The sequence below is a fragment of the Pseudomonas sp. 43A genome (assembly GCF_013363935.1).
Classification (GTDB): Bacteria; Pseudomonadota; Gammaproteobacteria; order Pseudomonadales; family Pseudomonadaceae; genus Aquipseudomonas; species Aquipseudomonas crudilactis.
This window is the reverse complement of record NZ_CP054880.1, coordinates 2,170,600-2,197,265: the sequence shown is the minus strand read 5'-3', so window position 1 is coordinate 2,197,265 and position 26,666 is coordinate 2,170,600. Positions and strand designations below refer to the sequence as shown.

29 protein-coding genes are annotated in these 26,666 nt (G+C 59.4%); 1 reads left to right on the top strand and 28 read right to left on the bottom strand.

Translation table 11 applies throughout. The features are described from left to right. Positions 1-6: 6 nt before the first annotated feature. From HUW52_RS09800 to HUW52_RS09670, 27 genes are all read right to left on the bottom strand, one after another. Positions 7-936: a PfkB family carbohydrate kinase gene (locus HUW52_RS09800; protein WP_175553514.1), complete on the bottom strand. Its 930-nt coding sequence runs from the start codon at positions 934-936 to the stop codon at positions 7-9. Further along, on the bottom strand, positions 929-2,395 hold the full coding sequence (locus HUW52_RS09795; protein ID WP_016986011.1) for a cytosine permease: 1,467 nt from the start codon (positions 2,393-2,395) through the stop codon (positions 929-931). Before HUW52_RS09795 ends, HUW52_RS09800 begins: the two co-directional genes overlap by 8 nt. Before the next feature lie 203 nt (positions 2,396-2,598). Further along, positions 2,599-3,597 (bottom strand): ADP-ribosylglycohydrolase family protein, encoded by a 999-nt coding sequence (locus HUW52_RS09790; RefSeq protein ID WP_016986012.1) that lies wholly within the window; start codon positions 3,595-3,597, stop codon positions 2,599-2,601. Continuing rightward, on the bottom strand, positions 3,594-4,307 hold the full coding sequence (locus HUW52_RS09785) for a GntR family transcriptional regulator (RefSeq protein ID WP_175553513.1): 714 nt from the start codon (positions 4,305-4,307) through the stop codon (positions 3,594-3,596). Before HUW52_RS09785 ends, HUW52_RS09790 begins: the two co-directional genes overlap by 4 nt. 267 nt (positions 4,308-4,574) lie before the next feature. Next, positions 4,575-5,543 carry an L-arabinose ABC transporter permease AraH gene (araH, locus tag HUW52_RS09780; protein ID WP_026000669.1) on the bottom strand — a complete coding sequence of 323 codons (969 nt, stop codon included), beginning with the start codon at positions 5,541-5,543 and terminating at the stop codon, positions 4,575-4,577. Positions 5,544-5,555: 12 nt separating this feature from the next. Continuing rightward, on the bottom strand, positions 5,556-7,103 hold the full coding sequence (gene araG, locus HUW52_RS09775) for an L-arabinose ABC transporter ATP-binding protein AraG (RefSeq protein WP_175553512.1): 1,548 nt from the start codon (positions 7,101-7,103) through the stop codon (positions 5,556-5,558). Positions 7,104-7,156: 53 nt separating this feature from the next. Continuing rightward, the gene (locus HUW52_RS09770; protein ID WP_064120360.1) at positions 7,157-8,161 is read right to left on the bottom strand and encodes a substrate-binding domain-containing protein; all 1,005 of its coding nucleotides are present in this window, start codon (positions 8,159-8,161) and stop codon (positions 7,157-7,159) included. Positions 8,162-8,297: 136 nt separating this feature from the next. Further along, on the bottom strand, positions 8,298-9,116 hold the full coding sequence (locus HUW52_RS09765) for an SDR family oxidoreductase (protein WP_175553511.1): 819 nt from the start codon (positions 9,114-9,116) through the stop codon (positions 8,298-8,300). 271 nt (positions 9,117-9,387) lie between these two features. After that, positions 9,388-10,263 carry an SMP-30/gluconolactonase/LRE family protein gene (locus HUW52_RS09760; protein ID WP_175553510.1) on the bottom strand — a complete coding sequence of 292 codons (876 nt, stop codon included), beginning with the start codon at positions 10,261-10,263 and terminating at the stop codon, positions 9,388-9,390. A 131-nt stretch (positions 10,264-10,394) separates the two neighbouring features. Then, complete coding sequence (locus HUW52_RS09755) at positions 10,395-11,111, bottom strand: FadR/GntR family transcriptional regulator (protein ID WP_016986019.1); 717 nt, start codon at positions 11,109-11,111, stop codon at positions 10,395-10,397. 193 nt (positions 11,112-11,304) lie between these two features. After that, complete coding sequence (locus HUW52_RS09750) at positions 11,305-11,865, bottom strand: DUF1285 domain-containing protein (protein ID WP_175553509.1); 561 nt, start codon at positions 11,863-11,865, stop codon at positions 11,305-11,307. A 15-nt stretch (positions 11,866-11,880) separates the two neighbouring features. Continuing rightward, positions 11,881-12,486, bottom strand: a complete 606-nt coding sequence (locus tag HUW52_RS09745; protein WP_007908280.1) for a DUF4823 domain-containing protein — start codon at positions 12,484-12,486, stop codon at positions 11,881-11,883. 171 nt (positions 12,487-12,657) lie between these two features. Beyond that, on the bottom strand, positions 12,658-13,626 hold the full coding sequence (locus tag HUW52_RS09740; protein ID WP_016986021.1) for a GTP 3',8-cyclase MoaA: 969 nt from the start codon (positions 13,624-13,626) through the stop codon (positions 12,658-12,660). A gap of 137 nt (positions 13,627-13,763) precedes the next feature. Continuing rightward, positions 13,764-14,402 carry a TetR/AcrR family transcriptional regulator gene (locus tag HUW52_RS09735; RefSeq protein ID WP_016986022.1) on the bottom strand — a complete coding sequence of 213 codons (639 nt, stop codon included), beginning with the start codon at positions 14,400-14,402 and terminating at the stop codon, positions 13,764-13,766. 350 nt (positions 14,403-14,752) lie between these two features. Next, entirely contained in the window at positions 14,753-15,544 is a 792-nt protein-coding gene (locus HUW52_RS09730; protein WP_175553508.1) for a TatD family hydrolase, read from the bottom strand. A gap of 15 nt (positions 15,545-15,559) precedes the next feature. Next, the gene (locus HUW52_RS09725; protein ID WP_007950801.1) at positions 15,560-15,916 is read right to left on the bottom strand and encodes a PilZ domain-containing protein; all 357 of its coding nucleotides are present in this window, start codon (positions 15,914-15,916) and stop codon (positions 15,560-15,562) included. A gap of 42 nt (positions 15,917-15,958) precedes the next feature. Then, the gene (locus HUW52_RS09720) at positions 15,959-16,942 is read right to left on the bottom strand and encodes a DNA polymerase III subunit delta' (RefSeq protein ID WP_175553507.1); all 984 of its coding nucleotides are present in this window, start codon (positions 16,940-16,942) and stop codon (positions 15,959-15,961) included. Then, a complete protein-coding gene (gene tmk, locus HUW52_RS09715) occupies positions 16,935-17,567 on the bottom strand; it encodes a dTMP kinase (protein ID WP_175553506.1) in 633 nt (210 codons plus the stop codon). The genes HUW52_RS09720 and tmk overlap by 8 nt, the downstream gene beginning before the upstream one ends. 19 nt (positions 17,568-17,586) lie before the next feature. Further along, positions 17,587-18,762 (bottom strand): endolytic transglycosylase MltG, encoded by a 1,176-nt coding sequence (gene mltG / locus HUW52_RS09710; protein ID WP_175553505.1) that lies wholly within the window; start codon positions 18,760-18,762, stop codon positions 17,587-17,589. Positions 18,763-18,765: 3 nt separating this feature from the next. Continuing rightward, positions 18,766-19,581 carry an aminodeoxychorismate lyase gene (gene pabC, locus HUW52_RS09705; RefSeq protein ID WP_175553504.1) on the bottom strand — a complete coding sequence of 272 codons (816 nt, stop codon included), beginning with the start codon at positions 19,579-19,581 and terminating at the stop codon, positions 18,766-18,768. Next, the gene (gene fabF / locus HUW52_RS09700) at positions 19,581-20,825 is read right to left on the bottom strand and encodes a beta-ketoacyl-ACP synthase II (protein ID WP_175553503.1); all 1,245 of its coding nucleotides are present in this window, start codon (positions 20,823-20,825) and stop codon (positions 19,581-19,583) included. The genes pabC and fabF overlap by 1 nt, the downstream gene beginning before the upstream one ends. A gap of 111 nt (positions 20,826-20,936) precedes the next feature. Beyond that, positions 20,937-21,173, bottom strand: a complete 237-nt coding sequence (gene acpP, locus HUW52_RS09695) for an acyl carrier protein (protein ID WP_003442511.1) — start codon at positions 21,171-21,173, stop codon at positions 20,937-20,939. A gap of 196 nt (positions 21,174-21,369) precedes the next feature. Further along, the gene (gene fabG / locus HUW52_RS09690) at positions 21,370-22,113 is read right to left on the bottom strand and encodes a 3-oxoacyl-ACP reductase FabG (RefSeq protein WP_008086267.1); all 744 of its coding nucleotides are present in this window, start codon (positions 22,111-22,113) and stop codon (positions 21,370-21,372) included. A gap of 16 nt (positions 22,114-22,129) precedes the next feature. Then, positions 22,130-23,068, bottom strand: a complete 939-nt coding sequence (gene fabD, locus HUW52_RS09685; protein WP_016986029.1) for an ACP S-malonyltransferase — start codon at positions 23,066-23,068, stop codon at positions 22,130-22,132. Between the two features lie 122 nt (positions 23,069-23,190). Beyond that, a complete protein-coding gene (gene plsX / locus HUW52_RS09680; protein ID WP_016986030.1) occupies positions 23,191-24,201 on the bottom strand; it encodes a phosphate acyltransferase PlsX in 1,011 nt (336 codons plus the stop codon). A gap of 4 nt (positions 24,202-24,205) precedes the next feature. Then, on the bottom strand, positions 24,206-24,388 hold the full coding sequence (gene rpmF, locus HUW52_RS09675) for a 50S ribosomal protein L32 (protein ID WP_003179396.1): 183 nt from the start codon (positions 24,386-24,388) through the stop codon (positions 24,206-24,208). 13 nt (positions 24,389-24,401) lie between these two features. Beyond that, the gene (locus tag HUW52_RS09670) at positions 24,402-24,929 is read right to left on the bottom strand and encodes a YceD family protein (RefSeq protein ID WP_008086273.1); all 528 of its coding nucleotides are present in this window, start codon (positions 24,927-24,929) and stop codon (positions 24,402-24,404) included. A gap of 105 nt (positions 24,930-25,034) precedes the next feature. Here HUW52_RS09670 and HUW52_RS09665 point away from each other — a divergent pair, with 105 nt between their 5' ends. Further along, positions 25,035-25,613 carry a nucleoside triphosphate pyrophosphatase gene (locus HUW52_RS09665; protein ID WP_175553502.1) on the top strand — a complete coding sequence of 193 codons (579 nt, stop codon included), beginning with the start codon at positions 25,035-25,037 and terminating at the stop codon, positions 25,611-25,613. 50 nt (positions 25,614-25,663) lie between these two features. On the opposite strand, the gene sppA is transcribed toward HUW52_RS09665, so the two are convergent. Next, a complete protein-coding gene (gene sppA / locus HUW52_RS09660; RefSeq protein WP_016986032.1) occupies positions 25,664-26,653 on the bottom strand; it encodes a signal peptide peptidase SppA in 990 nt (329 codons plus the stop codon). Positions 26,654-26,666: the final 13 nt, after the last annotated feature.

The window sequence follows — 26,666 nt, the reverse complement described above, 5'->3', positions numbered from 1 at the left end:
TATCTATCAGGCGACGCCGGACTTGCGGATAAACGCATCCACTTCAGTCGCCCCCGGCGAGGTCGCCGGTCCCCAGCGCGTCACCGCGATAGCCGCTGCCGCATTCGCCCGCCGCGCCGCTTCATGGGCAGACAAGCCCTGCGCCAACCCGGCAACAAACACCCCGGCATGGGCGTCACCGGCACCATTGCTGTCTACCGCTTTCACCGCAAACCCGGGCACATGCCGACGCTCATCGCGCTGATGAATCCAGCAGCCCTGCGGCCCGTCCCTTACCACCATCAACACATCGTTGGGCAGGTGCTCAGCGAGGCTATCCAGCGCCGCGCCAATATCATCGACGCCGGTAAACCGCAGTGCTTCAACACTGTTGCTGGTCCACACATCGATGCGCGGCAGCAACGCCTGCATCATCGGCGAGTCCGGCGATTCCACCAACGGGCCCGGATCGAACACGACGTTGATCGAGTCCGGCAGTGCCAGCGTCCAGTCGAGCAACGCCTGGGCCTTGCCTTCGTGGAGCAGGCTGTAGCCACTCAGATAAACGTAATCGCCCGCCTCGGCCGCAACGCTGTTCAGATCCTCTTCGGTCACCTCACCTTCCGCGCCGATGTAGGAAATGAAACTGCGCTCCGCCGACGCATCGGTCAGCGCCACACACAAACCGGTGTCTTTCTGTGCGGGTTCGGTGATGCCGATGTGAATTCCCTCGGCATTCATCGCCTGACGCGCGAGATCGCCGAAACGCCCAGTGCCATGCCGACCGAGATACACCACCGGCAGGCCATTACGCACCGCTGCCGCCATCACATTGAACCCGCCACCGGCTTCGAAACCAGCCGACTGCGCCAGCACGTCACCACCAATCTGCGGCAGCTTATCCACGGCCATGACCAGGTCGATGATGACCTGGCCGGTGTGCAACATCTTAGGCATGAGCATTCTCGGTTTGCGCGGCGCGGCGATCTTTCGCCCCGCCGAGGACGAAGTAAATGCCACCGGCCACCACGAAGGTCACGATCCAGCCGAGGCCGTTGTGGCCCAGCCACGAGTCGGACAGGAAGCCTTTGAACCAGACGTTTTCAGCTGTGGTGCCAATGGTGGTGAAACTGAAGCCGAGGACGATCGCAATCGCCCAGGCGCCGAATGCACGCCACTCGATGCCGCCGCGATACCAGTAAGCGCTGCTCGGGCTGACGTCGAGCAGGTCTTTGGGGCTGTAGTAGTGACGGTGAATCAGGTCGACGACGAAGATCCCGACCCACGCAGTGATCGGCACCGCCAACAGGGAAATGAAGGTGATGAACGGACCGTAGAAGCTGTCGGCGATCAGCATGAAGTAAATCGAACCGGCGAAGATCGCGACGATATCGACCACCACCGCGTAGACGCGTTTGACCTTGAGACCGAGGGTTAGCGTGGTCAGCCCGGCGGAGTACACCGACAAGTTGTTCGACAGCAGCAAGCCACCGAACGCGGTGATCAGGTACGGCACAGCCATCCAGGTTGGCAGCATGTCGCGGATCGCCACGATCGGGTCAGTCGCCGACGCCAGATCGTTATTGCCCACCGACAGCAAGCCGCCGAGGGTGATCAGCAACACCAGCGGAATGCCCGCACCAAACGCGGCGGACGCAACCAGACGCACAGCCTTGACGCTGCGGTGCTGATAGCGCGACATGTCAGCGCCAGCGTTGGCCCAACCAATCCCGGTGCCGGCGGCCATGGTGCCGATACCGATGATCATTGCGCTCATCGGCGCAGGCGTGGCGTTGAACACTGCACTCCAGTCGATGGTCGCGCAGAGGAAACCACCGACCAGAATATTCAGCGCGCCGAACACGTAGGTCGCCCACTTCTGGATCACCAGCAAGGTCGCGTGGCCGAGGCCGGATACCGACAGGGTCAGCAGGACGAAAATGGCGATGAAGATCAGCGTCAGTACCGGCGCACTTTTCGCTTCGACCGGTGAGCCGAACAGGATCGAGCACAGCGACAGCAGCACGAAAGCGGCAGTGGTGGTGTTGACGGTTTCCCAACCGAGACGCGACATCAGCGAGACCAGTGTCGGGCCGATATTGCCACGCACGCCGAAGATCGCCCGCGACAAGGTCAGGCTCGGCGCGCGGCCTCGGCGGCCGGCAATCGAGATGATCCCGACCACGGCAAACGAACCGGCGGCGCCGATGATTGCGACGATGATTGCCTGCCAGATCGCCAGCCCGCGAAACGCCACCAGCGTGGCGCCCAGCGGCAGACCGAGGATGGAGATGTTGGCGGCGAACCAGACCCAGAACAGTTGCAGCGGATGGCCGTTGCACTCGGCTTCCGGTACCGGTTCGATGCCGCGGGTTTCCAGTTGCCCGGCGCTTTGCCCGGCGTTTGATGAACTCATGAAGGTGCTCCTGTTTGCCTTTTTTGTGGTTGTGGCAATGATGCAAAACGACAAGACATCGCGGCCGTCCTCGGCCTGTCTGCGCGATCCATTGCGGGTTGAAAATTCGAAATTTGCGGTGCGGCCTTCGCGAGCAAGCTCGCTCCCACAGGGATCATGCCGTATCTGTGGGAGCGAGCCTGCTCGCGAAGGCGTCAGTCCGATCAGCGCAAGGCCAACAGCCCGTGCACCAATGGCTCAAGCTCCAGATGATTGACGACTTTCACCGTCTCGATCATCTCGGCAGGCCAACTCTCAAGACCCAGGCAAGCCCCCAGCATGGCGCCAAGTATCGCGGCGATGGTGTCTGTGTCGCCGCCCAGGCTCGCCGCCATGCACAACGCATCAAACGCGCTCATCTCACCGACCGCCACTTGCTGTGCCAGTGCGAACGAAACCACCACCGACTCCTGCGACGCCACCGAAGTACCGATCACGTCGTAGAGCAGATCCGCGAGCAAAGCCTTGTCGCTGTCGACACTGATGGTGCGCGCCCAACTGATGCGCGAGGCAATGCGCCCACCGGCCACCCAGTGCCCGTGTGATTCCGCTTGTTGAGCGATTTGCTGACCGAGGTTCAACGCCTCACCCAGGTCCATGCCATTGATGCCAGCGGATACCACCGCCGCCACCGCCGCCGCACTGGAAATCCCCAGTGTGGTGTTGTGCGTGACCTGGCAGGCCTGCACGACCGCTGCGATGAATCGCTGAGGGTCGGCAACATCCGCCGCGATTCCCACTGGCGTAATGCGCATCGCTGCGCCGTTAGTAGTGCCGTAGCGCCCGGCCTCTTCCGGCGAGTGCCCGGCGAGGATCATTTCGATGGCGCGTTTGGTCGACGGCCCGAGCAAGTCCTGCGAGCCCTTGGCCTGCATCTCGGCTTCCCACTCGATCAAGCGTTGCGCGAGGATCGCCGGTTCGATGCGGCCCTTGCCTTCGACCAGCAACTCGCCGACCAGAATCGCCTGCTCGGTGTCGTCGGTGATTGAGCCTTTGGGCATGTTCGCTGCGATCGGTTGCAGGGGGCCGGCTTCCTGCAGATCGGTAATCTGGCCGAAGCGGGTCTTGATCGTTTCGCGGTTCAGCGATTGCGTCGGCATGCCCAGCGCATCACCGAGGGCCAGGCCATAGAAAGCGCCGAGAGCACGGTTGAGCGCAGTCATTTCGATTCTCCAAATTGCAGGTGCAGACGGAAATGCACCGGGTCGAGCAGGCTTTCGACCTGCTCCATGAAGCGGTTCTGGCGGTCGTAGGTGGTGCGCAGCGCTTTGAGGAATACCGTGCCTTCAGGCCGGCCGAGCAGTGCGGCGTCTTCGGCATTCAGCGGCTCGGCGCCAATCCATTGATCGCCGCGCTCACCGATGTAGCCGTAGGCGGCCAGAGTGATGGTCAGGGAGTTGTCGATCAGACCGACGCGCGGCAGGCTTTCCAGGCCGCCGGTCGCTGGCATCAAAGAGCGTTCGAGGGACACCAGCGTACCGTCGTTGGAGCGGCGGCGACGGTCGAGGGTGATGAATTGGTCTGTACCGAAACGCGAGAACAGATCGGGACGGGTCACGGCTTCCAGACGCAGCACTTCGGTGTTGATCAACACGCCGCTGTCGGCCAAGGCCTGCGCCCATCCGCTGCGCTGGTCGAGCACCACCCCGTCGAAGGTGACGATGGAGCCGACGCCGCTTTGCGTGGCGATGTATTTGCGCCGTTTCAGTTCGGCCAGCGCTTCGCGCAACGTGCCTCGGCTGACTTGGAATTCTTGAGCCAACTGATGCTCGCCAGGCAACAGAAAGCCGTCCTCCATGAGGCCGCTTTCGATGCGCCGGACGAGTTCGTCGACCACCCGTTGTTTCTTGTCAAATCGTACCTGTCTAATCATGTACAAATTGATAACCGAAACGGGTGAGGGTGAGCAAGGGAAATTTAGGGGAAGAGACAGAAGGTTGAAAGTCAAAGGCACCCTCACCCTAGCCCTCTCCCGGAGGGAGAGGGGACTGAATGGGGGATGCTCAGGAGGTTCGCCGACCTGAAAGCGCCTTGCTGAATCCATAATCGACACAATCTTTCAGGTCGACGGATCACGCAAGACACCTCGGTCGGCCCCCTCTCCCTCCGGGAGAGGGCTGGGGTGAGGGTAGCCTTTGACTCAGCGTTGTTTGAGGCGGTCGATGACCACGGCCAGCAACAAAATCGAACCACGAATCACATACTGATAAAACGTATCGATATTTTTCAAGTTCATCGCATTCTCAATAATCGCCAAAATCAACACCCCGGCAATCACGTGCCGAATCATGCCGATCCCGCCACTCAACGACACCCCGCCCAACACACAAGCCGAGATCACCGTCAGCTCAAATCCCTGACCAATCATCGGCTGCCCCGAGGTCATCCGCGACGCCAATATCACCCCGGCCAACGCACCAATCACACCATGCACGGCAAAGATAATGATCTTGGTCCGGTCAACGTTCACACCCGCCAGCAACGCCGCTTCCTGGTTGCCACCGATGGCCATGGTGTTGCGCCCGTAGGTGGTGTAATTCAGCAGCCAGCCAAAAAACAGAAAGCAGACGATGGTGATCAGAATCGGCACCGGCACACCAAACAACTGGCCGTTACCAAAAACGAAGAACGATTCCTGCGACACACCCACCGCTTTGCCATTGGCAAAAATGTAAGCCAGACCGCGAACAATCTGCATGGTCGCCAACGTCGTGATCAAGGCATTGACGCGCAGCTTGGCAATCACAATCCCGTTGATCAACCCGACAATCAGGCCCATTACCAACGCCGCACTGACACCCAGAAACACGCTATTGGTGTCACGCATCACCACCGCCGCAACCACGCCGGCGCAGGCAATCACCGAGCCCACCGACAAGTCGAAATGCCCCGACGCCAGGCAGTACAACATCGTGCAGGCGGCGATCCCGGTGGTGGAAATCGCCAGGCCCAGACCACGCATGTTCAGCGGTGACAGGAAGTTATCGATCAGCAGCGTACAGGCTACGAAAATGCCCACAGCCGCCAGCAGCATGACCCAGTCATCAAGGAAGCGCCGCATGTCCAGCGGCTTGCGCTCTTTGGGCAGGGTTTCGTTTTGGGTTGTCATCATAGTCACCTCTCAGTTCGCCACGCCGTCAGCGCGGTGGCGCGGCAAAGCCAGTTGCAGCAGGTTGGATTCATTGGCCTGGTCGCGGCTGATTTCGCCGCGCAGGGCGCCTTCGCAGAGCACCAGAATGCGGTCGGAAATGCCCATCACTTCCATCAGGTCGCTGGACACCACAATCACCGAAATGCCCTCGGCGGCGAGGTTATGGATGATCTGGTAGATCTCGGCCTTGGCGCCGATATCGATGCCGCGCGTCGGTTCGTCGAGCAGCAAAACTTTCATCGGCATCGACAACCAACGACCGAGAATGGCCTTCTGCTGATTGCCGCCGGAAAGGAATTTGATCTGTTGCCCGGCGTGTGGCGTTTTCACCTTCAGCGCCTTGATCTGTTTGTCGGCGTTGCCCTTTTCCCACAAGCCGCGAATCAGGCAACCGAGGCCAGAATTGGCCCCACGTGCACTGATGTTGATGTTCTCGGCAACGCTGGCCAGCGGGATGATGCCTTCCTTCTTGCGATCCTCCGGACAGAGCAGAATGCCGGCGGCAATCGCGTCGCGCGGTGAGCGCAATTTCAGCTCGTGGCCGCGCAGTTCGAGGCGTCCAGCGGTGTTGCGTTCCAGCCCGCTAAGCAAACGAAACAGCTCGGTGCGTCCTGCCCCGACCAATCCGAACAGGCCAAGGATTTCACCTTTGTGCGCTTCGAAGCTGATCGGTTCGCGCAGGCCCGGGCCGAGCAGGCCGTCGACCTTCAGCGCGACGGCGCCACGTGGACGATGGCGGTAATCGTAGATGTCCTGAATGTCGCGGCCGACCATGCAGGTCACCAGTTGATCGTGGCTCAACTGGCTCATGTCTTCGAACGTGCGCACGTAGCGGCCGTCCTTGAACACCGTCACCGCGTCGCAGATGCGGAACACTTCTTCCATGCGATGCGAGACGTAGAGCACCACTTTGCCCTCGTCACGCAGACGGCCGATGATCGCCATCAAGCGGTCGATCTCGCGGGCCGAAAGACTGCTGGTCGGTTCGTCGAAAGCGATCACATGGGCGCCGCGCGACAGCGCTTTGGCGATTTCCACCAGTTGCCGCTGACCGAGGGACAAGCGCCCGACCTTGGTTTGCGGGTCGATTTCGTCGGCCAGGCCTTTCAGGCAATTCAACGCTTGCTGACGCAGTGTGCTGCGATTGATCAAACCGAAACTGGCCGGCAGATGGCCGAGAAACAGGTTTTCGGCGACAGTCATTTCCGGCACCAGATGCAGCTCCTGGTGAATCACCGCGACGCCGCTGCCGATGCTGTCAGCCGTCGATTTGAACGCCATGGTCTGCTCGCCGATCTGCAACTCGCCGCTGCTCGGGATGTAAGCGCCACCGAGGATTTTCAGCAGGGTCGATTTGCCGGCGCCGTTCTCGCCCATCAAGGCATGAACCTGGCCCGGATGCGCGACGAAGCTGATGGCGTCCAGTGCCTTCACACCGGGAAAGGTTTTGCCGATCCCGTTGAAGCGCAGGCTGCCGCTGGAGCTGTGTTGTGCTTGTGTCTGTACTTGCGCGTGCATAAAGCCACCTCTTCACACCGAAAAACGGCCCGGCTGCCCGGGCCGTCGCTGCATCAGTTCCACAAGCCGATTTTTTCCAGCTCTTGCTTGAAGTTCTCGCGGGTGATCAGGGTGACGTCGTCCATCGCGGTGTACTTCGGCGGTTCTTTGCCGGTGGTGACCCACTCGTACATCATTTCGGCAGTCTTGTAGCCTTCGATGTGCGGACTCGGCAGCATCGAGCCGAAGAAGCCGCTGTTAGGCTTTTTCAGTTCACCGATGGCGTCAGTACCGTTGATGCCAATGCCGATCACGTTGGCCGCGGCAAAACCGGCGGCTTCAGTGGCGCGTACACCGCCGAGCACGGTGTTGTCGTTCATGCCGCCGATGATCAGGTTTTTCGCCGCGCTCGGCAGTTTCACCAGCGCCGAGTTGGTGGCGTCCATGCTGCCCGGTACGTCGAGGGTTTTCAGTGCGGCGAACAGAATGTGGTCTTTCGGCATGCCGGCGTCTTCAAGGGATTTCACCGAGCCGTCAGTGCGCTTCTTGCCGGTGTCGAGTTCGTTGTAGGTGTTGACCACCGCGTAAGTGTCTTTCCAGTCCCAGTTACGTTTCTTCGCTTCGGCAACCATGGCGTTGCCCTGCTTCTGGCCGACTTCGAACGCGGCCATGCCGAGGTACGGCACGTCTTCCATGAATTTGCCGTTGGCGTCGACGAAACGGTCATCGACGGCAATCACTTTCAGGTCATTGAGTTTGGCTTTGGCCATGATTGCCGGGCCGAGCGAGACATCCGGCGGGCAGATCACGAAACCCTTGGCGCCGTTGGCGGCAAGGCTGTCGATGGCCGAGAGGGTTTTCTCACCGTCCGGCACAGCGATCTTGATCAGTTCGAAGCCCTTGTCCTTGGCGGCTTTCTCGGCGAAGGCCCACTCGGTCTGAAACCACGGCTCTTCAGCCTGCTTGACCAGAAAACCGATTTTTACGGTGTCGGCAGCGAGCAGCGCACTGCTCAGGCTGAACGCGGTAACCGCCAGGGCGGTACTGCAGAGGGTACGAATCCCGAAACGACGTTTCATAAGCTGACTCCTTGTTATTTTTTTTGAGCAATGTTTGAAAAGCGTTGAAGCGTGTTCCTGCAAAATCTTCTGACAATAGTCATATCGTATGATGATTGGATTGCAAACGGATTTATCCGCGTGAAAGCCACTGCGCTCAGTCGTGGTACATCACCGAGCGCCCACCATCGATGGTGATGCATGACGCATTGATGAACGGCGCTTCGTCGCTGGCCAGAAATACAGCGGTCATTGCCACTTCCAGCGGCTGACCGATGCGTTTCGGCGGGTGCAGATCGAAAGCACGCTGACGTTCGGCGTGCGGGTCGGCGAAACCGTTCCAGTAATCGACGTTCAGCTGCGTTTCGATATACCCCGGGGCGATGGCGTTGACGCGAATGCCTTTCGCCGCGTACTCGATGCCGAGCGCGCGGGTCAGGCCGAGCAAACCGTGCTTGGCCACCGGATACGGGAAGCAGCCGGGAATGATGTGGCTGGAATGGGTCGAGGCAATGTTGATGATGCTGCCGACGCCCTGCTCGATCATCTGCGGCAACACGGCTTTGCAGCCGAACCAGGCGCCATCGAGATCAATGGCGAAGCAGCGATGCCAATCTTCTTCGGTCATTTCCAATGGATCGCGGAACACGTTGACTCCGGCGCAGTTGACCAGCACGTCGATGCGCCCGTGCAGCTCAACGGCGCGCTTGGCCATGGCGTGCAGATCGTGCTGACGTGAGACATCGGCCTTCAGCGCCTGCACATCAAAGCCCTGCTCGCGCCAGTGAGCGGCAACCTGTTCGACCTTCTCAGCCTGGATATCACTGATGACCAGTTTCGCTTGCTGCGAAGCGAAAGCAGCGACGATGGCTTCGCCGATGCCTTGCGCAGCACCGGTCAGCAGCACGACCTTGTTTTTCAGTCGCTCGCCCTTCGGCGGCGCGGGCACCGGCGGCAGGGAAAGGGGTTCAGCCATGGAACAGGACTCCTGTTTCGCGAGCACAAAAAAACCGGGCATCTGCCGATGTCCGGTCTGGAAGGCGGTTTGAACGAAACAGGCAGGCGCGGCCGACAGCTTGGGGCCGTTGCGAGACGCGGACTCCACACGGGAGTGCGATAGACATTCGCTGCATCACTTCACCTGTTTTGTTCTTTTTAAGTGTGAGTGCGTGTTACTGCTGCTGCCGACTATAAACCCGACCGCCAAATAATCTCAATATATAATTTTGCATCCCATATTTTGGGATTTAATCTGCAAAGCGTGTACAGATTTTTCCTGCAACATCAACGCGCATTGTCAGTACCGCGCCATCCAGTGGATGGTTGTGCGGGCTCTTGGCGCTGGTGATGAACAGGGTTTTCAGGTCTTCACCGCCGAATACACAACTGGTCGGGCGGCTGACGGGCAGGTCGATTTTGCGGTCGACCTTGCCGTCAGGCGTCAGGCGCAGCAGGCAGCTGCCGTCCCAACGGGCATTCCACACATAGCCTTCGGCATCCATCGCCGAGCCGTCCGGGCCGCCCTGCTGGTCGGGACCGTACCAGACTTGTGCGGCATCGAGATGGCCGTCGGTGTGAATGAAGTAGCGATGCAGCGTGCTGTCCATACTGTCGCCGAACAGCAGCGTGGTGCCGTCGTCGCTCCACAGCAAAGTGTTGGGAATCCCCAGATTGCGCAGTAAGGGTGTGACGCGTTTATCCGGATCGATCCGGAACAGGCCACCGGAACGACGGGTGATCGGCAGGTCTTCGCCCTGCTCGCCGATGTTGTTTTGCATGGTGCCGAGCCACAGACGACCTTGACCATCGCAGCGTGCTTCGTTGGGGCGATTGCCCGGTTGCGGATCGGCGACGCAGAACAGTGTCAGACGTGGCTCAAGGCCCGGGGAGTCGAGATCGAGGCGGTAGACGCCACTGCTCAGGGTTACCAGTGCGTCGCCGCTGGCGCAGGGGATGAACGCGGAGACGTGCTCAGGCATCTGCCAGATCTGTACGTTCTGGCCGATCAGGCGTAGGGCCTGTTTGCCAGCGATGTCTACCCAGTACAGCGCCTGGGTTGGCGCGTCCCAGAAAGGGCCTTCACCGAGCTGAGCGCGGTGTTGGGTCAGGGCGGTCCACGGCATATGACGGTCTCCATTGTTCTTGTTTTTACTGTAGGAGTGAGCCTGCTCGCGATCGCGGTGGACCAGTCGAAGCTACTTTGCCTGATACGACGCTATCGCGAGCAGGCTCACTCCTACAGGGGATTTTTGTGTTAGCTGGCTTTTCTGTCGGCCATGACTTTTGGGTAGAAGCGTTTGATCGCCAGATCCGCGTTGTCGATCAGGGTCATGCACGCCCACACACCGCGCGCGGAATCGCGGGCGGCGATGGCATCCGCCATGTCTTTGTGGATCGGCAAAGTGCGGCGCAGTTCATCCGGGTCGGCCGCAGAAACTTCGAACGACACAGCGAGCAACGCGCCGAGCGCCGGAACCATTTGTTCGATGAATTGATTGTGGCTGGCCGCGAGGATGCATTCGTGGAAGACCTGATCGGCGCGGTTGTAATCGATGCCGCTGTCGACCGCACGCTCAAGGGCGTTATAGGCCAGTTGCACCGCTTCGATCTGTTCCAGGGTCGCCCGCTCGCAAGCCCAGCGCACGGCCATGGGTTCGATGGTGCGGCGCAGGTCGAGCAAGTCATCGACGAAGTTTTCCGGCAAGCCATTACGCGACAGCCAACCGACGACCTGCGGATCGAACAGGTTCCAGCGCCGCACCGGCAATACGCGGGTGCCGACTTTCGGCCCGACTTCGAGCATGCCTTTGGCGACGAGGGTTTTGATCGCTTCGCGAATGACCGTGCGGCTGACCCCGAGCTGTTCGCCCAGATCGGCCTCGACCTTGATGGTCTGCCCCGGCTTGACGTGACCAGCGGCAATCCAGCTGCCCAGCCAGTCGACCGTGGTTGCATGAAAGCTGCTGGACATGAACACCTCAAAGCGGATCGCAATGGGTGAACACGCTAATCATCATATGATTAACAGTCAATCAGGATTTTTCAGACGCGCCACAAAACCAAATGTGGGAGCGAGCTTGCTCGCGAAGGCGTTTTGTCTGCCAGCCTAGATATTGACTGGCAGAACGCATTCGCGAGCAAGCTCGCTCCCACAGGGTTCGGATTTAGGGTTCGAGGCCGATGCGGAAAAACTCGCCACCGCTCCACACACCGAGCCAACGCTGCCCGTCGACCTCGCGGCTCACCGCCAGCTCCACCAGTTGATAGAACACATTGCGATGAATCAGCGCTTCAAGGTTGGTGCGCACATGCACGTAAGGCGCAGGCTCCTGCGTCGCCGGGTCAATCTCGACGCGGATCGGATGCTCCGGCCCGGCCTCGGCGGTTTCTTCAACGTTGGTAGTAAAGCGCAACAACTGCGCCTCCCCTACGCCTTCAACCTCGACCGCAATCGCCACAAATGGCGCATCATCGACCTTGATCCCGACCTTCTCGACCGGCGTGATCAGAAAATAATCATCGCCATCGCGGCGCATGATCGTGGAGAACAATTTGACCATCGGCTTGCGCCCGATCGGCGTGCCCAGGTAATACCAGGTGCCATCGCGGGCGATGCGCATGTCGATGTCGCCGCAAAAGTCCGGGTTCCACAAGTGCACCGGCGGCAAGCCTTTGGTTTTGGGGATCTGTCCCAACAGGTCATTGGCTTTCTGCGGGCCACTCATGGCGTTCTCCTTGAATTATTGGTCGCCGACTCCCAACAGGCTGCGCGCGTACTGTGCCAGCGGCGGGCCGATCAGGTCTTCGGGCTTGCTGTCGTGGAACGTCAGTAAACCGCCACGACTCTTGATGCGTGCAGTATCAATCAAATACTGGGTGCTGGTCTCGATCAACATGATCTGAATCACGCCGCCATCGATGCCGAGGCGATCGACCGCCTCCTCATCGAGCCATTCATCGGAGTTGCCGATGCGGTCGTCAGCCTTGGCGAAACGCGTGTACAGCAGATAGTGCGCACCGGCATCGCGAGCTTCGCCCATCGCCTGATCGAGGCCTTCCGGCGCGCGAGCACGGCGGACCATCGGGAAGTATTCGACGAAGCCCTTGAAGGCTTCTTCAGCTACCACGTTCGGGCGCGGGTAAGAACCGCCCGGCGGCGCAAAGGCGCCTTGGGCGATGTAGATGAACGAGTCCGGCTGAATGCGGAAGTTGTTTACACGACGGCTGTCGCTGTGATCCAGCAGGCCCGCGTCGCTCATCTGGTAGCGAGTGCCTTCGGCCATATCGCTGACAGTCATACAGCCGCCGAGTGCCAAAACGGCCAGCAGCAAAACCAGGCTACGCATCCTATTCCTCCAGAGGCCGGTGACGGAAAACCGGCGAATGGCCGTTGGATGCAGCTTTTGCGCCAGCTCTGGTTCTTCGTTGATTGATAAATCGTATTCGCGAGCAAGCTCGCTCCCACATTCGAAATGCATTCCAAATGTGGGAGCGAGCTTGCTCGCGAAAGCGGTTGTTCAGCCGCCGATGATTTTCATGATGGTCGCGCCGCCGGAGAACGCCACTTCCTGCTTGTCCCCCAACGCCTTGACCAACAAGCGCTGCAAGGCCGGCAGCGCCTGATGGCGCGGCTTGTCGAGCAAATCGCCGACATAGTGACGGTTGCTCGACGACAGGCAGCCATGCAGCCAACCGGTCGATGACAGACGCAAACGCGAGCACGTCCGGCAGAACGGTACGCTTTCGTTGGCGATCACACCGAAGTTGCCCAACCCCGGGATCGCATAGCGCACGGCCGTGGCGTCTACGGGGGCATCGGTTTGTGCGTACTCATAACGTTCGCCAATCAGCTCCAGCAACTGCTGCAGGCTGACGAACTGTTGCAGGAACGCATTGTTGTCCTTGGCCAGGTGGCCCATGCGCATCAGCTCGATGAAGCGCAGTTCGTATCCGCGCTCCAGACAGTAATCCAGCAGCGGCATCACCTGATCTAGATTCTGCCCGCGCAACGGCACCATGTTGACCTTGATCTTCATCCCCGCCGCCTTCGCCTGATCCATGCCGTCGAGCACGGTGGCCAGATCGCCGCCACGGGCGATGCTGCGGAATGCGCCGGCGTCGAGGGTATCGAGGGACACGTTGATCCGGCGCAGACCGGCATCCACCAGCAGCGGCAGTTTCTTCGCGAGGAGTTGGCCGTTGGTGGTCAGACTGATGTCTTCCAGGCCCATCTTGCCGACAGCGGTCATGAACGATTCGAGTTTGGGACTGACCAGCGGCTCACCGCCAGTGATGCGCAGCCGTTCAATGCCGGCGGCTTCGATCAGATACGCCACGCCACGAGCCATGGCTTCGGCCGACAATTCATCCTGCGCAGCCACCAACCGCTTGCCGTTGGGCACGCAGTAAGTACACGCGTAGTTGCAGGCTGAGGTCAGGCTGATCCGCAAATTGCGAAAACGCCTGCCTTGACGGTCAACGATCATGATCACTCCGGCGAAAGGATTTCGAGCCGCTAAAACTTGACTCACAAATCAAGTTTTAGCAAGCCCTATGCCTGAGTATATTCCTGCGGTACTGCGTCATGTAGCGAAATCATGGCGCAATAAGGCTGCTGAATGGCTCAGCTGCTTGGCGTTTCCGGGTCACGCTTGCGTTTGTTGCCCATGCGCACGCCGATGTCCATCAGGAACTGGAAGAACCCTTCCTGATCTTCCAGCACATTGCTCCAGAACGGCGAGTGATACAGCGCCACAGCGCCGTGCACCAGCGCCCAGGCCGCGCAGTAGTGGAAGTAAGGCGGCACGTCTTCGAGCTTGCCTTCGCTGATGCGGCCCTTGATCAACAAGGTCAGGCGTTCGAAGTTCGAGGCACGGATCTTGTGCAGCTCCTCGACCATCTCCGGCACCTGATTGCCCTTGACCACCTTCTCTTCGAGGCGGTCGAACAGGCGATAGCGCTGCGGGTCGCGCATGCGGAATTCGAAGTAGGCGCGGGACAGCGCTTCCTTGTCCTTGTCGACATCGGCTGAATGCAGCAGCTCGTTCAAATCACGCTCGTAATCGAGCATCAGGCGCAGATAGATCTCGGCCTTGGATTTGAAGTGCTTGTAGATCGTGCCTTTGCCGATACCCACGGCATCAGCAATCATCTCGACGGTGACACTGTCTTCACCTTGGTCGAGGAACAGCTTGAGCGCGGTATCGAGAATTTCTTGCTCGCGGCGACGAAACTCACGGACCTTACGGGGTTCTTTGTGCATAAGAAAAGGTCTGAAGGGTCAAAATTCGAAGCCGCGTATTATGCCTAACTTGCGCAAAAATGCACGGATCATCGACCATATCTGTGTTTCATGTTCGTTTTGAGAACGTTTTGGGCGCAATGAGAACTCAACTGAAGCAAACGTATTCCAAATTTGTTTAAAAACCCCGACCGGCTCACTGGACTGCACGCCAGACTGATCAATACTTGAACTGTCGGGCGACATCTCCCCCAAGTGTCGCGCCGATAAAGGTACCAAGGGACCGCGTGCCTTTGTTTTACTCCTAATGGTCTTAACCCGGATTCACCCCCCAGAACCCGGGTTTTTTTTGCCTGCGATTTGGCAATCGGCTACACGGCAGATTTAACACTCGCCAGCGGGAACAGGCGCTTGAAGTTCTCGGTGGTCTGCTCGGCAAAACGCTCGTAGTTCTCACCGCGCAACATCGCCAGGAATTCCGCCACCTCGCGCACGTATTGCGGCAGGTTGGGCTTGCCGCGATAAGGAATCGGCGCCAGATACGGTGAATCGGTTTCCACCAGCAGACGATCCGCCGGAACCTTGCTCGCGACATCGCGCAACGCATCGGCATTGCGGAACGTGACGATGCCGGAAAGGGAAATGTAATAACCCATGTCCAGCGCAGCCTTGGCCATGTCCCAGTCTTCGGTGAAGCAATGCAGCACACCGGCCTGAGGCAAGGCCGCATCGCGCAGCAACTCAAGGGTATCGGCACGGGCGCCACGGGTGTGGATGATCACCGGTTTGCCAGTCTGCTGCGCCGCCTGCAGGTGCAGACGGAATGACTCCTGCTGCAGTTCGGCGGCTTCCGGTTCGTAGTGATAGTCGAGGCCGGTTTCACCGATCGCCACCACTTTCGGGTGATTGAGTTCGTGCAGCAGCCAGTCCAGCGCAGGCGCCGCGCCCGGCTTCACATCCAGCGGGTGCACACCCACCGAACAATCAACGTCGTCATAACGCTCAGCCAGGGCTTTGACGTCGGCGGCGTTGTCGGCACTCACGCCGATGCACAGGAAGTGCCCTACTCCGCGCCCACGGGCCGCATCCAGTGCAGCATCCAGCGAACCGTCATGGGCGGCGAGGTCGAGGCGATCAAGGTGACAATGGGAATCTACGAGCATAAAAAAGACGGCTACTTACATCGTATGAGTGGGACGGTCGGATTTAAGGGCTCCGGCCAGATGGGTTTCGATGCGACTGCGCGCGGTGTTGTCGCCATCGTTGAACTGCACGCCGACACCGGCGGCGCGATTACCCTGCGCACCTTTGGGCGTGATCCAGGCGACCTTGCCGGCCACCGGAATTTTCTCGGCCTCGTCCATCAGGTTGAGCAGCATGAACACCTCGTCGCCCAACTTGTAGCTCTTGTTGGTCGGGATGAACAAGCCACCGTTCTTGATGAACGGCATGTAAGCGGCGTAGAGCACCGACTTGTCCTTGATGGTCAGGGACAAAATGCCGTTGCGTGGCCCCGGGCTGACGGGTTCATTCATGTTGACCTCCACTGCTGATGTTCAGAGTCTAGGTACACATTCTTATCTTTGACCAGGCAATCCCGCCCATTGCACCAACAACGCCTCCAGCAGCAACGCCGGATTGAGGTTGGCCTTGCTCATGACTTTCTGGCGCTGGGCGAGAATCCAGTCCTGAATCTCCAGCACTTTGCCCTGCGCACTTTTCTGCGCCAGGTACTGCACGACTTTACGCATGTCGGTCAGACCGAGACCTGCTTCATCCTGAGTCAATTGATAACGCAGGATCAGGCTCGACCAATCGCAGAACCAGTCGAACAGGCGCAGCATCGGAATGCTTTTCCACTCTTCGGCCAATTGCGTCGGCGATTGCTGCTGCTTGAGCAACTTCTTCACGCCTTCGACCACTTGCGCACGCTGTTCGCGCACGCCTTGGGATTGCAAACTGACCGCCATCAACGGCGAACCGGCCGCCAGCGTCAGCAATTCGACACGCTCGTCTTCGGAGCAATCCGGCAGCGCATGAGCCAGCCATTGCAGGCTCATTGCCTCGCCCGGCAACGGACAGGCTTGCTGCACGCAACGGCTTTTGATGGTCGGCAGCAAACGGCTGGTCTGATGGCTGACCAATAGCAAAACCGTATCGCCGGACGGCTCTTCAAGGCTTTTCAGCAAGGCGTTGGCGGCGTTGATGTTCATCGACTCGACTGGCTCGATCAGCACCACTTTGCGCCCGCCCAGTTGCGCGGTTTGCACCACGAAACTGACCAGATCACGCACCTGATCAACCTTGATGGCCTTGTCGGCTTCTTCCGGTTCGAGGATGTAATTATCCGGGTGGCTGCCAGCCTTGAGCAGCAGGCAGGATTTGCATTCGCCGCAGGCTTGCGGCGTCGGCCGCTGGCACAACAAGCTGGCCATCAGGCGTTCGGCCAACGCGCGTTTGCCGATGCCCGCCGGGCCGTGCAGCAGATAGGCGTGCGCGTGCTGCTTACGCCCGGCCAGTTGCTGCCAGAGGCTGTCCTGCCACGGGTAGGCCTCAGCCACGGGCCAGCTCCAGCAAATTCGGAATCAGGGTATCCAGCGATTGTTGAACCTTGACCAATGGCTGACCGGCATCGATGCGCACATAACGCGCAGGATCCGCTTCAGCACGCTTGAGGAAGGCACTACGCACCGCCTCGAAAAACGCCCGGCCTTCCAGCTCGAAACGATCCAGACGGCCACGGGCACTGGCGCGGGCCAGACCGATTTCCACCGGCAGATCGAAAATCAGCGTCAGATCCGGGCGCAGATCGCCTTGCACGAACGCTTCCAGCGCCGCGATGCGCTCCAGCGACAAACCACGACCGCCGCCCTGATAGGCGTAGGTCGAATCGGTAAAGCGATCACACAGCACCACCGCACCACGGGCCAGCGCCGGGCGAATCACTTCGGCCAGATGCTGGGCGCGTGCAGCGAATACCAGCAACAGCTCGGTGTCAGGGTTCATGACTTCGTCGGCCGGGGCCAGCAGCACATCGCGTATCCGCTCGGCCAATGGTGTGCCGCCTGGTTCGCGGGTCAGCACGACTTCAATACCGGCGGCGCGCAGGCACTCGGCGAGATATTCGCGGTTGGTGCTTTTGCCGGCGCCTTCCGGGCCTTCAAGGGTAATAAACAAGCCAGTCACAGGCAGTCCTTAATCAACGTCATTGCGTATTTTGTGGGGCGGCGGCCTCTGGAGTCGGCGCTGGCTCCTGCGGCGCAACTTGTGGCAACGATTCCGGCGCTGTATCCGGAGACGCTGCCGGAATCGCTTCCTCGTTGGCGGGAGCGGCTTCAGGCGTTGTCGCTGGCGCCGGACTGGAGCGGTAATCGGCACGTCGCTTGAGCTGATACTCACGCACCGCATTGTTATGCGCATCGAGATCATCAGAGAAGACATGACTGCCGTCGCCACGTGCAACAAAGTACAGACTTGTCCCTTCCACTGGATTCAGCGCTGCGTGAATCGCCTCACGACCGACCATCGCAATCGGTGTCGGCGGCAAGCCGGGAATCACGTAAGTGTTATACGCCGTTGGCTCCTTCAAGTGAGCACGGGTCAGCTTACCGTTGTAGCGATCACCCAAACCGTAAATCACCGTCGGATCGGTCTGCAACTGCATGCCCAGAGCCATGCGACGCACGAAGACACCGGCGATCTGCCCGCGCTCCTGCGGCACGCCGGTTTCCTTCTCGACCAGCGACGCCATGATCAATGCTTGATAGGGCTCAGTGTACGGCGTATCGGCCGAACGCTTTTCCCATTCATTGGCGAGCACTTCGTCGAGACGTTCAAAGGCTTTCTTCAGCAGCTCGGCATCAGACATGCCCCGCACGAAGCGGTAGGTATCGGGGAAGAAACGCCCTTCCGGGAACAACCCTTTATGACCAATCTTCGCCATGACGTCGCTGTCGCTCAAACCGTTCAGGGTCTGTTCGATCTTTTCGTCTTTGGCCAACGCCGCGCGCACTTGATGGAAGTTCCAGCCCTCAACCAGCGTCAGGCTGTACTGAACCACGTCGCCACGCTTCCACAAGTCGATCAGACCGTTAACGGTCATGCCCGGCTGCATGCGGTATTCACCGCTGTGGATCGGGGTGCCCGCGAGATTGAAGCGCCAATAGACCCGCAACCAGAACGCGTCCTTGATGACGCCATCGGTTTCGAGTGAAAGGAAAGTGCGGGTCGGTGTAGAGCCTTTCGGCACATCCAGCAGTTCTTCCTGCTTGATGTTCAGAGGCTGTTCCAGTGCAGAGTGAATCTTCCAGGCGCTGGCGCCCAGCAACAGCCCTGCCAGAACCAGTCCGGTTTCCAGCAGCAGCAAAAGTTTACGTCTCACAAATCAGGCATCCAGTAGGGCGCGGGCAATGGTTTGCAGTTTACGGGTGAGCGGGCCAACCGGCCAGCTCAGTGCAGCACAGGCGCGTACCGGCCAGACGCCATACACGCTGTTGCAGACAAATACTTCATCGGCCCATTGCAGCTGTTCGAGGCTGATGTCGGCGATTTGCGTGGGGATGGCCAATGACTCGGCCTGAAACAATATTTCGGCGCGCATCACCCCGGCGACACCGCAACGCTTGAGGTCCGGCGTTATCAGCACACCGTCGCTAACCAGAAACAGATTGCTGAACACACCCTCGATCACCCGACCGACCTGATCCAGCATCAAGCCTTCGGCGTGCTCGCTGTCCTGCCACTCGGCACGGGCGAGAACCTGTTCAAGGCGATTGAGGTGTTTGAGTCCTGCCAGTAAAGGCTGTTTGGACAGTCGCGTGTTGCATGGAAACAGGCGAACGCCTTGTTTAGCATGCACAGCAGGATAAGCCGCCGCAGGATTGCCTTGCAGAATGCGTCGGCCCGGCGCTGCGGGATCTGGCGCATAGCCGCGCAGACCGTCGCCACGGGTGAGAATGAGCTTGAGCACACCCTCACCCATCGCTGCCGCATAGCTCAGCAGCTCTTGGCGAATCAGCTCGATATCGGCCGCGATAGCCAGACGCGCACAGCCAGCGGCCAATCGCGTCAGGTGTCGATCCAGCAGGATCGGCTGGCCGCCACGCACGGCGATAGTCTCGAACAGACCATCACCGTAAGCCAGGCCGCGATCTTTCAGCGACAGACTGTCAGCCGGTTGACCGTCGACCCAGCAGTCCATCAGCCTGCGAACCGGCGGAATGCCAGGGTGCCGTTGGTGCCGCCAAAACCGAAGGAGTTGGACAGGACGACATCGATGTCCATGTTTCGCGCGGTGTGCGGCACGAAATCGAGATCGCAGCCTTCATCCGGCTCATCGAGGTTGATGGTCGGCGGCGCTACCTGGCTGTTGATCGCCAGCACGCTGAAGATTGCTTCAACTGCGCCCGCCGCACCCAACAGGTGACCGGTCATCGATTTGGTCGAGCTGACTGCCAGCTTGTAGGCGTGCTCGCCGAACACCGACTTGATCGCGTTGGCTTCGGCGAGGTCGCCAGCCGGAGTCGAGGTACCGTGGGCATTGATGTACTGCACTTGATCGATATTGATCTTCGCATCACGCAGCGCGTTGGTGATGCAGCGTGCTGCACCGGCGCCGTCGGCTGGCGGCGAGGTCATGTGGAAGGCATCGCCGCTGGTGCCGAAGCCGATCAGCTCGGCGTAGATGGTCGCGCCGCGCGCCTTGGCGTGCTCCAGCTCTTCGAGAACCAGTGCACCGGCACCGTCGGACAACACGAAACCGTCACGACCCTTGTCCCATGGACGACTGGCGCGAGTCGGCTCGTCGTTACGGGTCGACAGCGCACGGGATGCGCCGAAGCCGCCCATGCCCAGACCGCACGCGGCCATTTCGGCACCACCGGCAATCATCACGTCGGCTTCGTCGTACATGATGTTGCGCGCCGCCATGCCGATGCAGTGCGTACCGGTGGTGCATGCAGTGGCGATGGCGTAGTTAGGTCCCTGTGCACCCAGGTGGATGGACAGGAAACCGGAAATCATATTGATGATCGAGCCTGGCACGAAGAATGGCGAGATTCGACGCGGACCCGTCTCATGCAGGGTACGGCTGGTTTCTTCGATGTTGGTCAGCCCGCCGATACCCGAACCCATGGCCACGCCAATGCGTTCACGGTTGGCGTCGGTGACTTCCAGACCAGCGTTGCGTACGGCTTGAAAGCCTGCGGCGAGGCCGTACTGAATGAACAGGTCGAGCTTGCGCGCTTCCTTGACCGACAGGTATTCCTCGACATTGAAGCCCTTTACCGAGCCGCCAAAGCGGGTGGAATAGGCAGAAAGGTCGGTGTGTTCGATCAGACCAATGCCACTGCGGCCAGCCAGAATGCCCTGCCAACTGCTCGGCACGTCCGTGCCCAGTGGCGACAACATACCCATACCGGTGACTACGACGCGTCTACGCGACACAGCACTCTCCTTTTTCAAATGACGACGACTTTGCATCAGGCCTAAAGAAAAAACCGCACGCCATGATGGCAGTGCGGTTTTTCCATGACAGCAAACAACGATTACAAGCTATTACGCCTGATGGTTAGTAACGTAATCGATTGCAGCTTGTACAGTAGTGATCTTCTCAGCTTCTTCGTCAGGGATTTCGGTCTCGAATTCCTCTTCCAGAGCCATCACCAGCTCAACGGTGTCAAGGGAGTCGGCACCCAGGTCTTCTACGAAGGAAGCGGTGTTGACCACTTCTTCTTCTTTAACACCCAGTTGCTCGGCAACGATTTTCTTGACGCGCTCTTCGATGGTGCTCATACCTTGTTTTCACTCCTAATGGACAAATTCAGGCAGCTGGCCAGTGGGTAAGTGTATAGAAAGACTTTTCAGTTTTTCAACTGAAAGCTTCACTCCTCAAACCCTGCAGCCCTCTGCCTATAAATAGATTGCAGCTTTATAACGGATTTTAGACAGCTCGTATGACATTTTTTTGAAGCAATCCGTCACATTTTACTTACATGTACATCCCACCGTTCACCGGGATTGTAGCCCCAGTGACGTATGCCGCACCGTCGGATGCAAGAAAAGCGACCACAGACGCGATCTCTTGAGCTTGTCCCAGACGACCCAGCGGAATCTGCGTCTGCAAGGCTTCACGCTGTGCTTCAGGCAGTTCGCGGGTCATATCGGTGTCGATGAACCCAGGGGTTACCGAGTTGACCGTAATCGAACGCGAACCGACTTCACGCGCCATTGCACGGCTGAAACCTTCCAGACCGGCCTTGGCGGCTGCATAGTTTACTTGGCCAGCGTTGCCCATGGCACCCACTACCGAGCCAATACTGATAATTCGACCCCAGCGAGCCTTGGTCATGCCGCGCAGAACGCCCTTGGACAGGCGGAATAGACTGTTCAGATTGGTATCGATCACGTCGTACCACTCATCGTCTTTCATGCGCATCATCAGGTTATCGCGGGTGATGCCGGCATTATTGACCAGGATCGCCACTGGCGCACCGAACTGCTCCTGAATGCTCGCCAGCACTGCGCTGACCGATTCATCGCTGGTCACGTTCAGCTCAAGGCCAGTGCCCTGAATACCGTTTTCCTTCAGGGTTGCAGCGATACGCTCAGCGCCCGAAGCGGAAGTCGCGGTGCCAACAACGATGGCGCCCTGACGACCCAGCTCCAGTGCGATAGCCTGGCCGATACCGCGGCTTGCACCGGTGACCAATGCAACTTTACCTTGCAGACTCATGCAAGTTTCTCCTGATTCAGGCTTGCGCTGCGCGAGCGGCAGCGAAAGCGTCTGGGGTATTGAGGTTGGAAGTCGCCACGCCTTCGGCGCAACGCTTGTTCAGACCGGCCAGGACTTTGCCCGGGCCGCATTCGACCAGATTGGTCGCGCCCTTGGCGGCCAGAGTCTGTACCGACTCGACCCAGCGCACTGGCTTGTACAGCTGTTCGAGCAGATCACGCTTGAGGGTTTCCAGATCGGCCGGCACTTGCGCGCTGACGTTCTGTACCACCGGGATCTGCGGCGCCTGCCAGTCGATGGCGGCGATGGATTCGGCGAAGCGCTCGGCGGCCGGGCGCATCAGTTCGCAGTGCGACGGCACGCTCACCGGCAGCGGCATGGCGCGCTTGGCACCACGCGCCTTGCAGCCTTCAATGGCGCGCTCAACGGCAGCCTTGGCGCCGGCAATGACCACCTGGCCCGGAGAGTTGAAGTTGACCGCACTGACCACGTCGCCTTGCGCAGCTTCAGCGCAGGCCGCCAGCACGTCAGCGTCTTCCAGACCGAGGATGGCAGCCATGCCGCCCTGCCCGGCCGGAACCGCTTCCTGCATCAGTTGACCACGGCGCTCAACGAGCTTGACCGCGTCAGCCAGCGTCAGGCTGCCAGCAGCAACCAGCGCGCTGTATTCACCCAGGCTGTGACCGGCAACGAATGCCGGACGCGCACCACCTTCAGCCAGCCACAGACGCCACAGAGCGATCGAAGCGGTCAGAATGGCCGGTTGGGTTTTGTCGGTTTGATTGAGCAGCTCTTCCGGGCCCTGCTGGGTCAGTGCCCACAGGTCATAACCCAGAGCCTCAGAGGCCTCTTTGAAAGTTTCGAGGATCAACGGATATTCCGCGCCCAGCTCGGCCAACATGCCGAGGGACTGCGAACCCTGTCCTGGAAAGACGAATGCGAGGGAAGCAGACATGTAACAAGCCCCTAATGATCTTGTCGTCGGAAAATGACGTCCCGTTGGGGACGCAAGAAACTGACAGTTGGATGGCCCTTTGAACCGGGCGGTCACATTTAAGCATTGTCCGACGAAAACGCCTAAGACAACAAATCCTCCAGACGACCGTGGAGGCGTTCGGGAAGGTTCTCCTGAATCTCGATCAGCGCGCGCTGAATCGCACTCTGAAAGCCCTGAACCCCGGCCGAACCGTGACTTTTCACAACAATGCCCTGCAAACCGAGAAAGCTTGCGCCGTTATGTCGCGCCGGCGCCAGATCGGCCTGCAAGCGCTTCATCAGCGGCAACGCCAAAGCCCCCACGGCACGGGAGACGAGATTTCTTTTGAACAACGCTTCAATGCGCGCAGCAATCATCGTCGCCAGCCCTTCGCTGGACTTGAGCAGGATGTTGCCGACGAATCCATCACACACCACCACATCAGCTTCGCCACGATACAAGCCGTCGCCTTCGATAAAGCCGATGTAGTTGATGCCGCGAGCAGCCTGCAACAGCGTCGCCGCCAGCTTGACCTGCTGATTGCCCTTGATGTCTTCGGTGCCGATGTTCAGCAGCGCGACACGCGGGCGATGGATGCCCAGCGTCTGCGCCGCTACCGAGCCCATCACCGCAAACTGCAGCAGATGTTCGGCACTGCAGTCGACGTTGGCGCCCAGATCGAGCAACTGGCAATAGCCCTTCTGCGTTGGAATCGCCGCCACCATCGCCGGCCGATCAATACCCGGCAGCGTCTTCAGCACAAACCGCGACAACGCCATCAATGCACCGGTATTGCCAGCACTGACACAGGCCTGAGCCTTGCCATCGCGCACAAGTTCAAGGGCGACACGCATCGACGAATCCGGCTTGCCACGCAAGGCCTGGGTCGGCTTTTCGTCCATGGTAATGACTTCACTGGCCGCAACAATCGTCAGGCGCGCGCGATCAGCAGCCGATTGGCCGTGGATCAATTCTTCAAGAAGGGAGGGTTGACCGACGAGGGTCAGGTGCAGCGAGGGCGTAGCAGACAGGCAAGCAAGGCTGGCCTGAACAATGCTGCGGGGACCGAAGTCCCCGCCCATTGCGTCAATCGCGATGACTTGAGCGGACAAGTGATTACTCGTCAGCGCCCTTGTCGATCACTTTACGGCCACGGTATACGCCTTCTGGCGATACGTGGTGACGCAGGTGAACTTCACCAGTGGTTTTTTCTACAGACAGGGTGCTAGCCTCGAGAGCGTCGTGCGAACGGCGCATGTCACGGGCAGAGCGGGATTTTTTGTTCTGCTGAACAGCCATAATTGATTAACTCCTAAACGTTTGGGTCACGCTTTAACTGCGCCAATACACTGAACGGGTTGGACCGCGTTGACTCGTCCTCGCTCGGTTCGGGCTCATCGAGACCCGCCGGCTGCTGGCATTCTTCCGGATGATGAGCAGGCACAATGGGCAAGGCGAGCAGAAGCTCCTCCTCGATCAGTGACTGCAGATCCAATGGATCTTCGCCCAGTTCCAGCACGTCATAACCTTTCGGCAACGACTGGGTATTCGCACCCTCTTTCACCACAGCATAACTGCATTCGCTGTGGATCGGCAGGGTGACCAGCTCAAGACAACGCTGGCAAACCATTTTGACCTCGGTGTCGATAAAGCTGTGGATCACCACAGATTTACGTTCATCTCGCTCAAAAACGAATTTCGCCTGCACCGTACCGACATCGTCGGAAAGCGGGTCGCAGAGTCTCTTCAAATCGGCCAGCAGCAGTTCACCTTGAAGGGTGGTGCCACGGTCAGCCAATTTGCGCGGGTCAACGTGAGGTGGAATCGGGTCATTCAACATAGGCGCAGCATTATAGGGATGCACCCACCCATGTCAAAGGAAATTGTGCCCTGTCCGTCACTTGCGTGCCTCCGCTAGAATTCGCATCTGCCTCAGGAGACGCGAATGCTGCCTTTATTACTCGCTTCAAGCTCGACCTACCGCCGGGAATTGCTCGCCCGCCTGCACCTGCCGTTCGTCTGCAGCTCGCCGGATATCGATGAAAGTCATCGCCCGAACGAGTCAGCCATCGAACTGGTCAAACGCCTCGCCGAGCAAAAAGCCCGCGCACTGGCCGACAGTCATCCCGCTCATCTGATCATCGGCTCGGACCAGGTTGCTGTGCTCGGCGAGCAGATCATCGGCAAGCCGCACACCTTCGAGAAGGCTCGCGAGCAACTGCTGGCCGCGAGCGGCGCCAGCGTGACCTTCCTGACCGGCCTGGCCCTGCTCAACAGCCAGACCGGTCAGTGCCAGATCGACTACGTGCCATTCACCGTCCACATGCGCACACTGGATGAAGCACGCGTCGAACGTTACTTGCGCATTGAACAGCCTTACGACTGCGCAGGCAGCTTCAAGGCGGAAGGCCTTGGCGTGAGCCTGTTTCAATCCACCGAAGGCCCTGACGCCACCAGTTTGATCGGCCTGCCGCTGATTCGCTTGATCGACATGCTGCTGGCCGAAGGCGTGCAAATCCCCTAATCCACAAAAAACCGGCCATCAAGGCCGGTTTTTTATTTAACTGCGACTTTTTAACGCAACGAAGGCCCGTGGAAACCCATCCACATCGCCAACTGCTCAGCCACACTGGCGCCAAGCTTCTTCGAGAAGCGATCGAACGGCGACTCCTGAACGGTGAAGTCCACCAGCTCTTTCTCGCCAATCACATCACGCGCCACCGAACTGGCATTGCCCAGACCATCGATCAAGCCCAGCGGCAGCGCCTGCTCGCCCGACCAGACCAGCCCAGAGAACAGCTCCGGATGATCTTTGTCCTTCAGGCGATCACCACGACCCTGCTTGACGCTATTGATGAACTGCTTGTGCGTGGTATCGAGCACGCTCTGCCAGAATGCCGTTTCTTCAGGTTTCTGCGGCTGGAACGGATCGAGGAACGATTTGTGCTCGCCCGAGGTGTACGTACGACGCTCGACACCCAGCTTCTCCATGGTGCCGACAAAGCCATAACCGGCCGCCGTCACACCAATCGAACCGACCAGGCTCGCCTTGTCGGCATAGATCTGATCCGCCGCGCTGGCGATGTAATAGGCACCGGACGCCCCCAGATCGGAAATCACCGCATACAGTTTGATATCCGGATGCAGGCCGCGCAGACGCTTGATCTCGTCATACACATAACCCGATTGCACCGGACTGCCGCCCGGGCTGTTGATCCGCAGGATCACACCCTTGACCTTCTTGTCCTCGAACGCCGCCCGCAGGCTGCCGACAATATTGTCGGCGCTGGCCGGCTCTTTATCGGCGATCACGCCGGTGACGTCGATCAGCGCGGTGTAGTTCGGCCCGCGCGTGGCACTCTTTTCCATGTCCATCAGCGGCGTGAACAGAATCAGCGCCACAAACAGATAAACAAACGTCAGCAGCTTGAAGAAAATCCCCCAACGCCGCGAACGGCGCTGTTCCTGCACACCGGCCAGCAGGGTCTTTTCCAACAGCTTCCAGCTTTTCTCGTCACCGCCGTCGGCACTTGCCTTGGCCGGTGCTTTCCATTCGTCGGTCATGCCATCCACCCCA

Excerpts from the sequence above, each read along its gene's own strand:
- araH (WP_026000669.1), bottom strand. The coding sequence starts at position 5,543 with ATGACAACCCAAAACGAAACCCTGCCCAAAGAGCGCAAGCCGCTGGAC.
- HUW52_RS09770 (WP_064120360.1), bottom strand. The coding sequence starts at position 8,161 with ATGAAACGTCGTTTCGGGATTCGTACCCTCTGCAGTACCGCCCTGGCG.
- HUW52_RS09740 (WP_016986021.1), bottom strand. The coding sequence starts at position 13,626 with ATGATCGTTGACCGTCAAGGCAGGCGTTTTCGCAATTTGCGGATCAGC.
- HUW52_RS09745 (WP_007908280.1), bottom strand. The coding sequence starts at position 12,486 with ATGCGTAGCCTGGTTTTGCTGCTGGCCGTTTTGGCACTCGGCGGCTGT.
- HUW52_RS09730 (WP_175553508.1), bottom strand. The coding sequence starts at position 15,544 with ATGCTCGTAGATTCCCATTGTCACCTTGATCGCCTCGACCTCGCCGCC.
- HUW52_RS09735 (WP_016986022.1), bottom strand. The coding sequence starts at position 14,402 with ATGCACAAAGAACCCCGTAAGGTCCGTGAGTTTCGTCGCCGCGAGCAA.
- HUW52_RS09760 (WP_175553510.1), bottom strand. The coding sequence starts at position 10,263 with ATGCCGTGGACCGCCCTGACCCAACACCGCGCTCAGCTCGGTGAAGGC.
- rpmF (WP_003179396.1), bottom strand. The coding sequence starts at position 24,388 with ATGGCTGTTCAGCAGAACAAAAAATCCCGCTCTGCCCGTGACATGCGC.
- HUW52_RS09665 (WP_175553502.1), top strand. The coding sequence starts at position 25,035 with ATGCTGCCTTTATTACTCGCTTCAAGCTCGACCTACCGCCGGGAATTG.
- HUW52_RS09785 (WP_175553513.1), bottom strand. The coding sequence starts at position 4,307 with ATGATTAGACAGGTACGATTTGACAAGAAACAACGGGTGGTCGACGAA.
- araG (WP_175553512.1), bottom strand. The coding sequence starts at position 7,103 with ATGCACGCGCAAGTACAGACACAAGCACAACACAGCTCCAGCGGCAGC.
- HUW52_RS09670 (WP_008086273.1), bottom strand. The coding sequence starts at position 24,929 with ATGTTGAATGACCCGATTCCACCTCACGTTGACCCGCGCAAATTGGCT.
- acpP (WP_003442511.1), bottom strand. The coding sequence starts at position 21,173 with ATGAGCACCATCGAAGAGCGCGTCAAGAAAATCGTTGCCGAGCAACTG.
- HUW52_RS09725 (WP_007950801.1), bottom strand. The coding sequence starts at position 15,916 with ATGAATGAACCCGTCAGCCCGGGGCCACGCAACGGCATTTTGTCCCTG.
- fabG (WP_008086267.1), bottom strand. The coding sequence starts at position 22,113 with ATGAGTCTGCAAGGTAAAGTTGCATTGGTCACCGGTGCAAGCCGCGGT.
- HUW52_RS09790 (WP_016986012.1), bottom strand. The coding sequence starts at position 3,597 with ATGACTGCGCTCAACCGTGCTCTCGGCGCTTTCTATGGCCTGGCCCTC.
- HUW52_RS09800 (WP_175553514.1), bottom strand. The coding sequence starts at position 936 with ATGCCTAAGATGTTGCACACCGGCCAGGTCATCATCGACCTGGTCATG.
- HUW52_RS09750 (WP_175553509.1), bottom strand. The coding sequence starts at position 11,865 with ATGAGTGGCCCGCAGAAAGCCAATGACCTGTTGGGACAGATCCCCAAA.
- sppA (WP_016986032.1), bottom strand. The coding sequence starts at position 26,653 with ATGACCGACGAATGGAAAGCACCGGCCAAGGCAAGTGCCGACGGCGGT.
- HUW52_RS09795 (WP_016986011.1), bottom strand. The coding sequence starts at position 2,395 with ATGAGTTCATCAAACGCCGGGCAAAGCGCCGGGCAACTGGAAACCCGC.
- pabC (WP_175553504.1), bottom strand. The coding sequence starts at position 19,581 with ATGGACTGCTGGGTCGACGGTCAACCGGCTGACAGTCTGTCGCTGAAA.
- HUW52_RS09765 (WP_175553511.1), bottom strand. The coding sequence starts at position 9,116 with ATGGCTGAACCCCTTTCCCTGCCGCCGGTGCCCGCGCCGCCGAAGGGC.
- HUW52_RS09755 (WP_016986019.1), bottom strand. The coding sequence starts at position 11,111 with ATGTCCAGCAGCTTTCATGCAACCACGGTCGACTGGCTGGGCAGCTGG.
- fabD (WP_016986029.1), bottom strand. The coding sequence starts at position 23,068 with ATGTCTGCTTCCCTCGCATTCGTCTTTCCAGGACAGGGTTCGCAGTCC.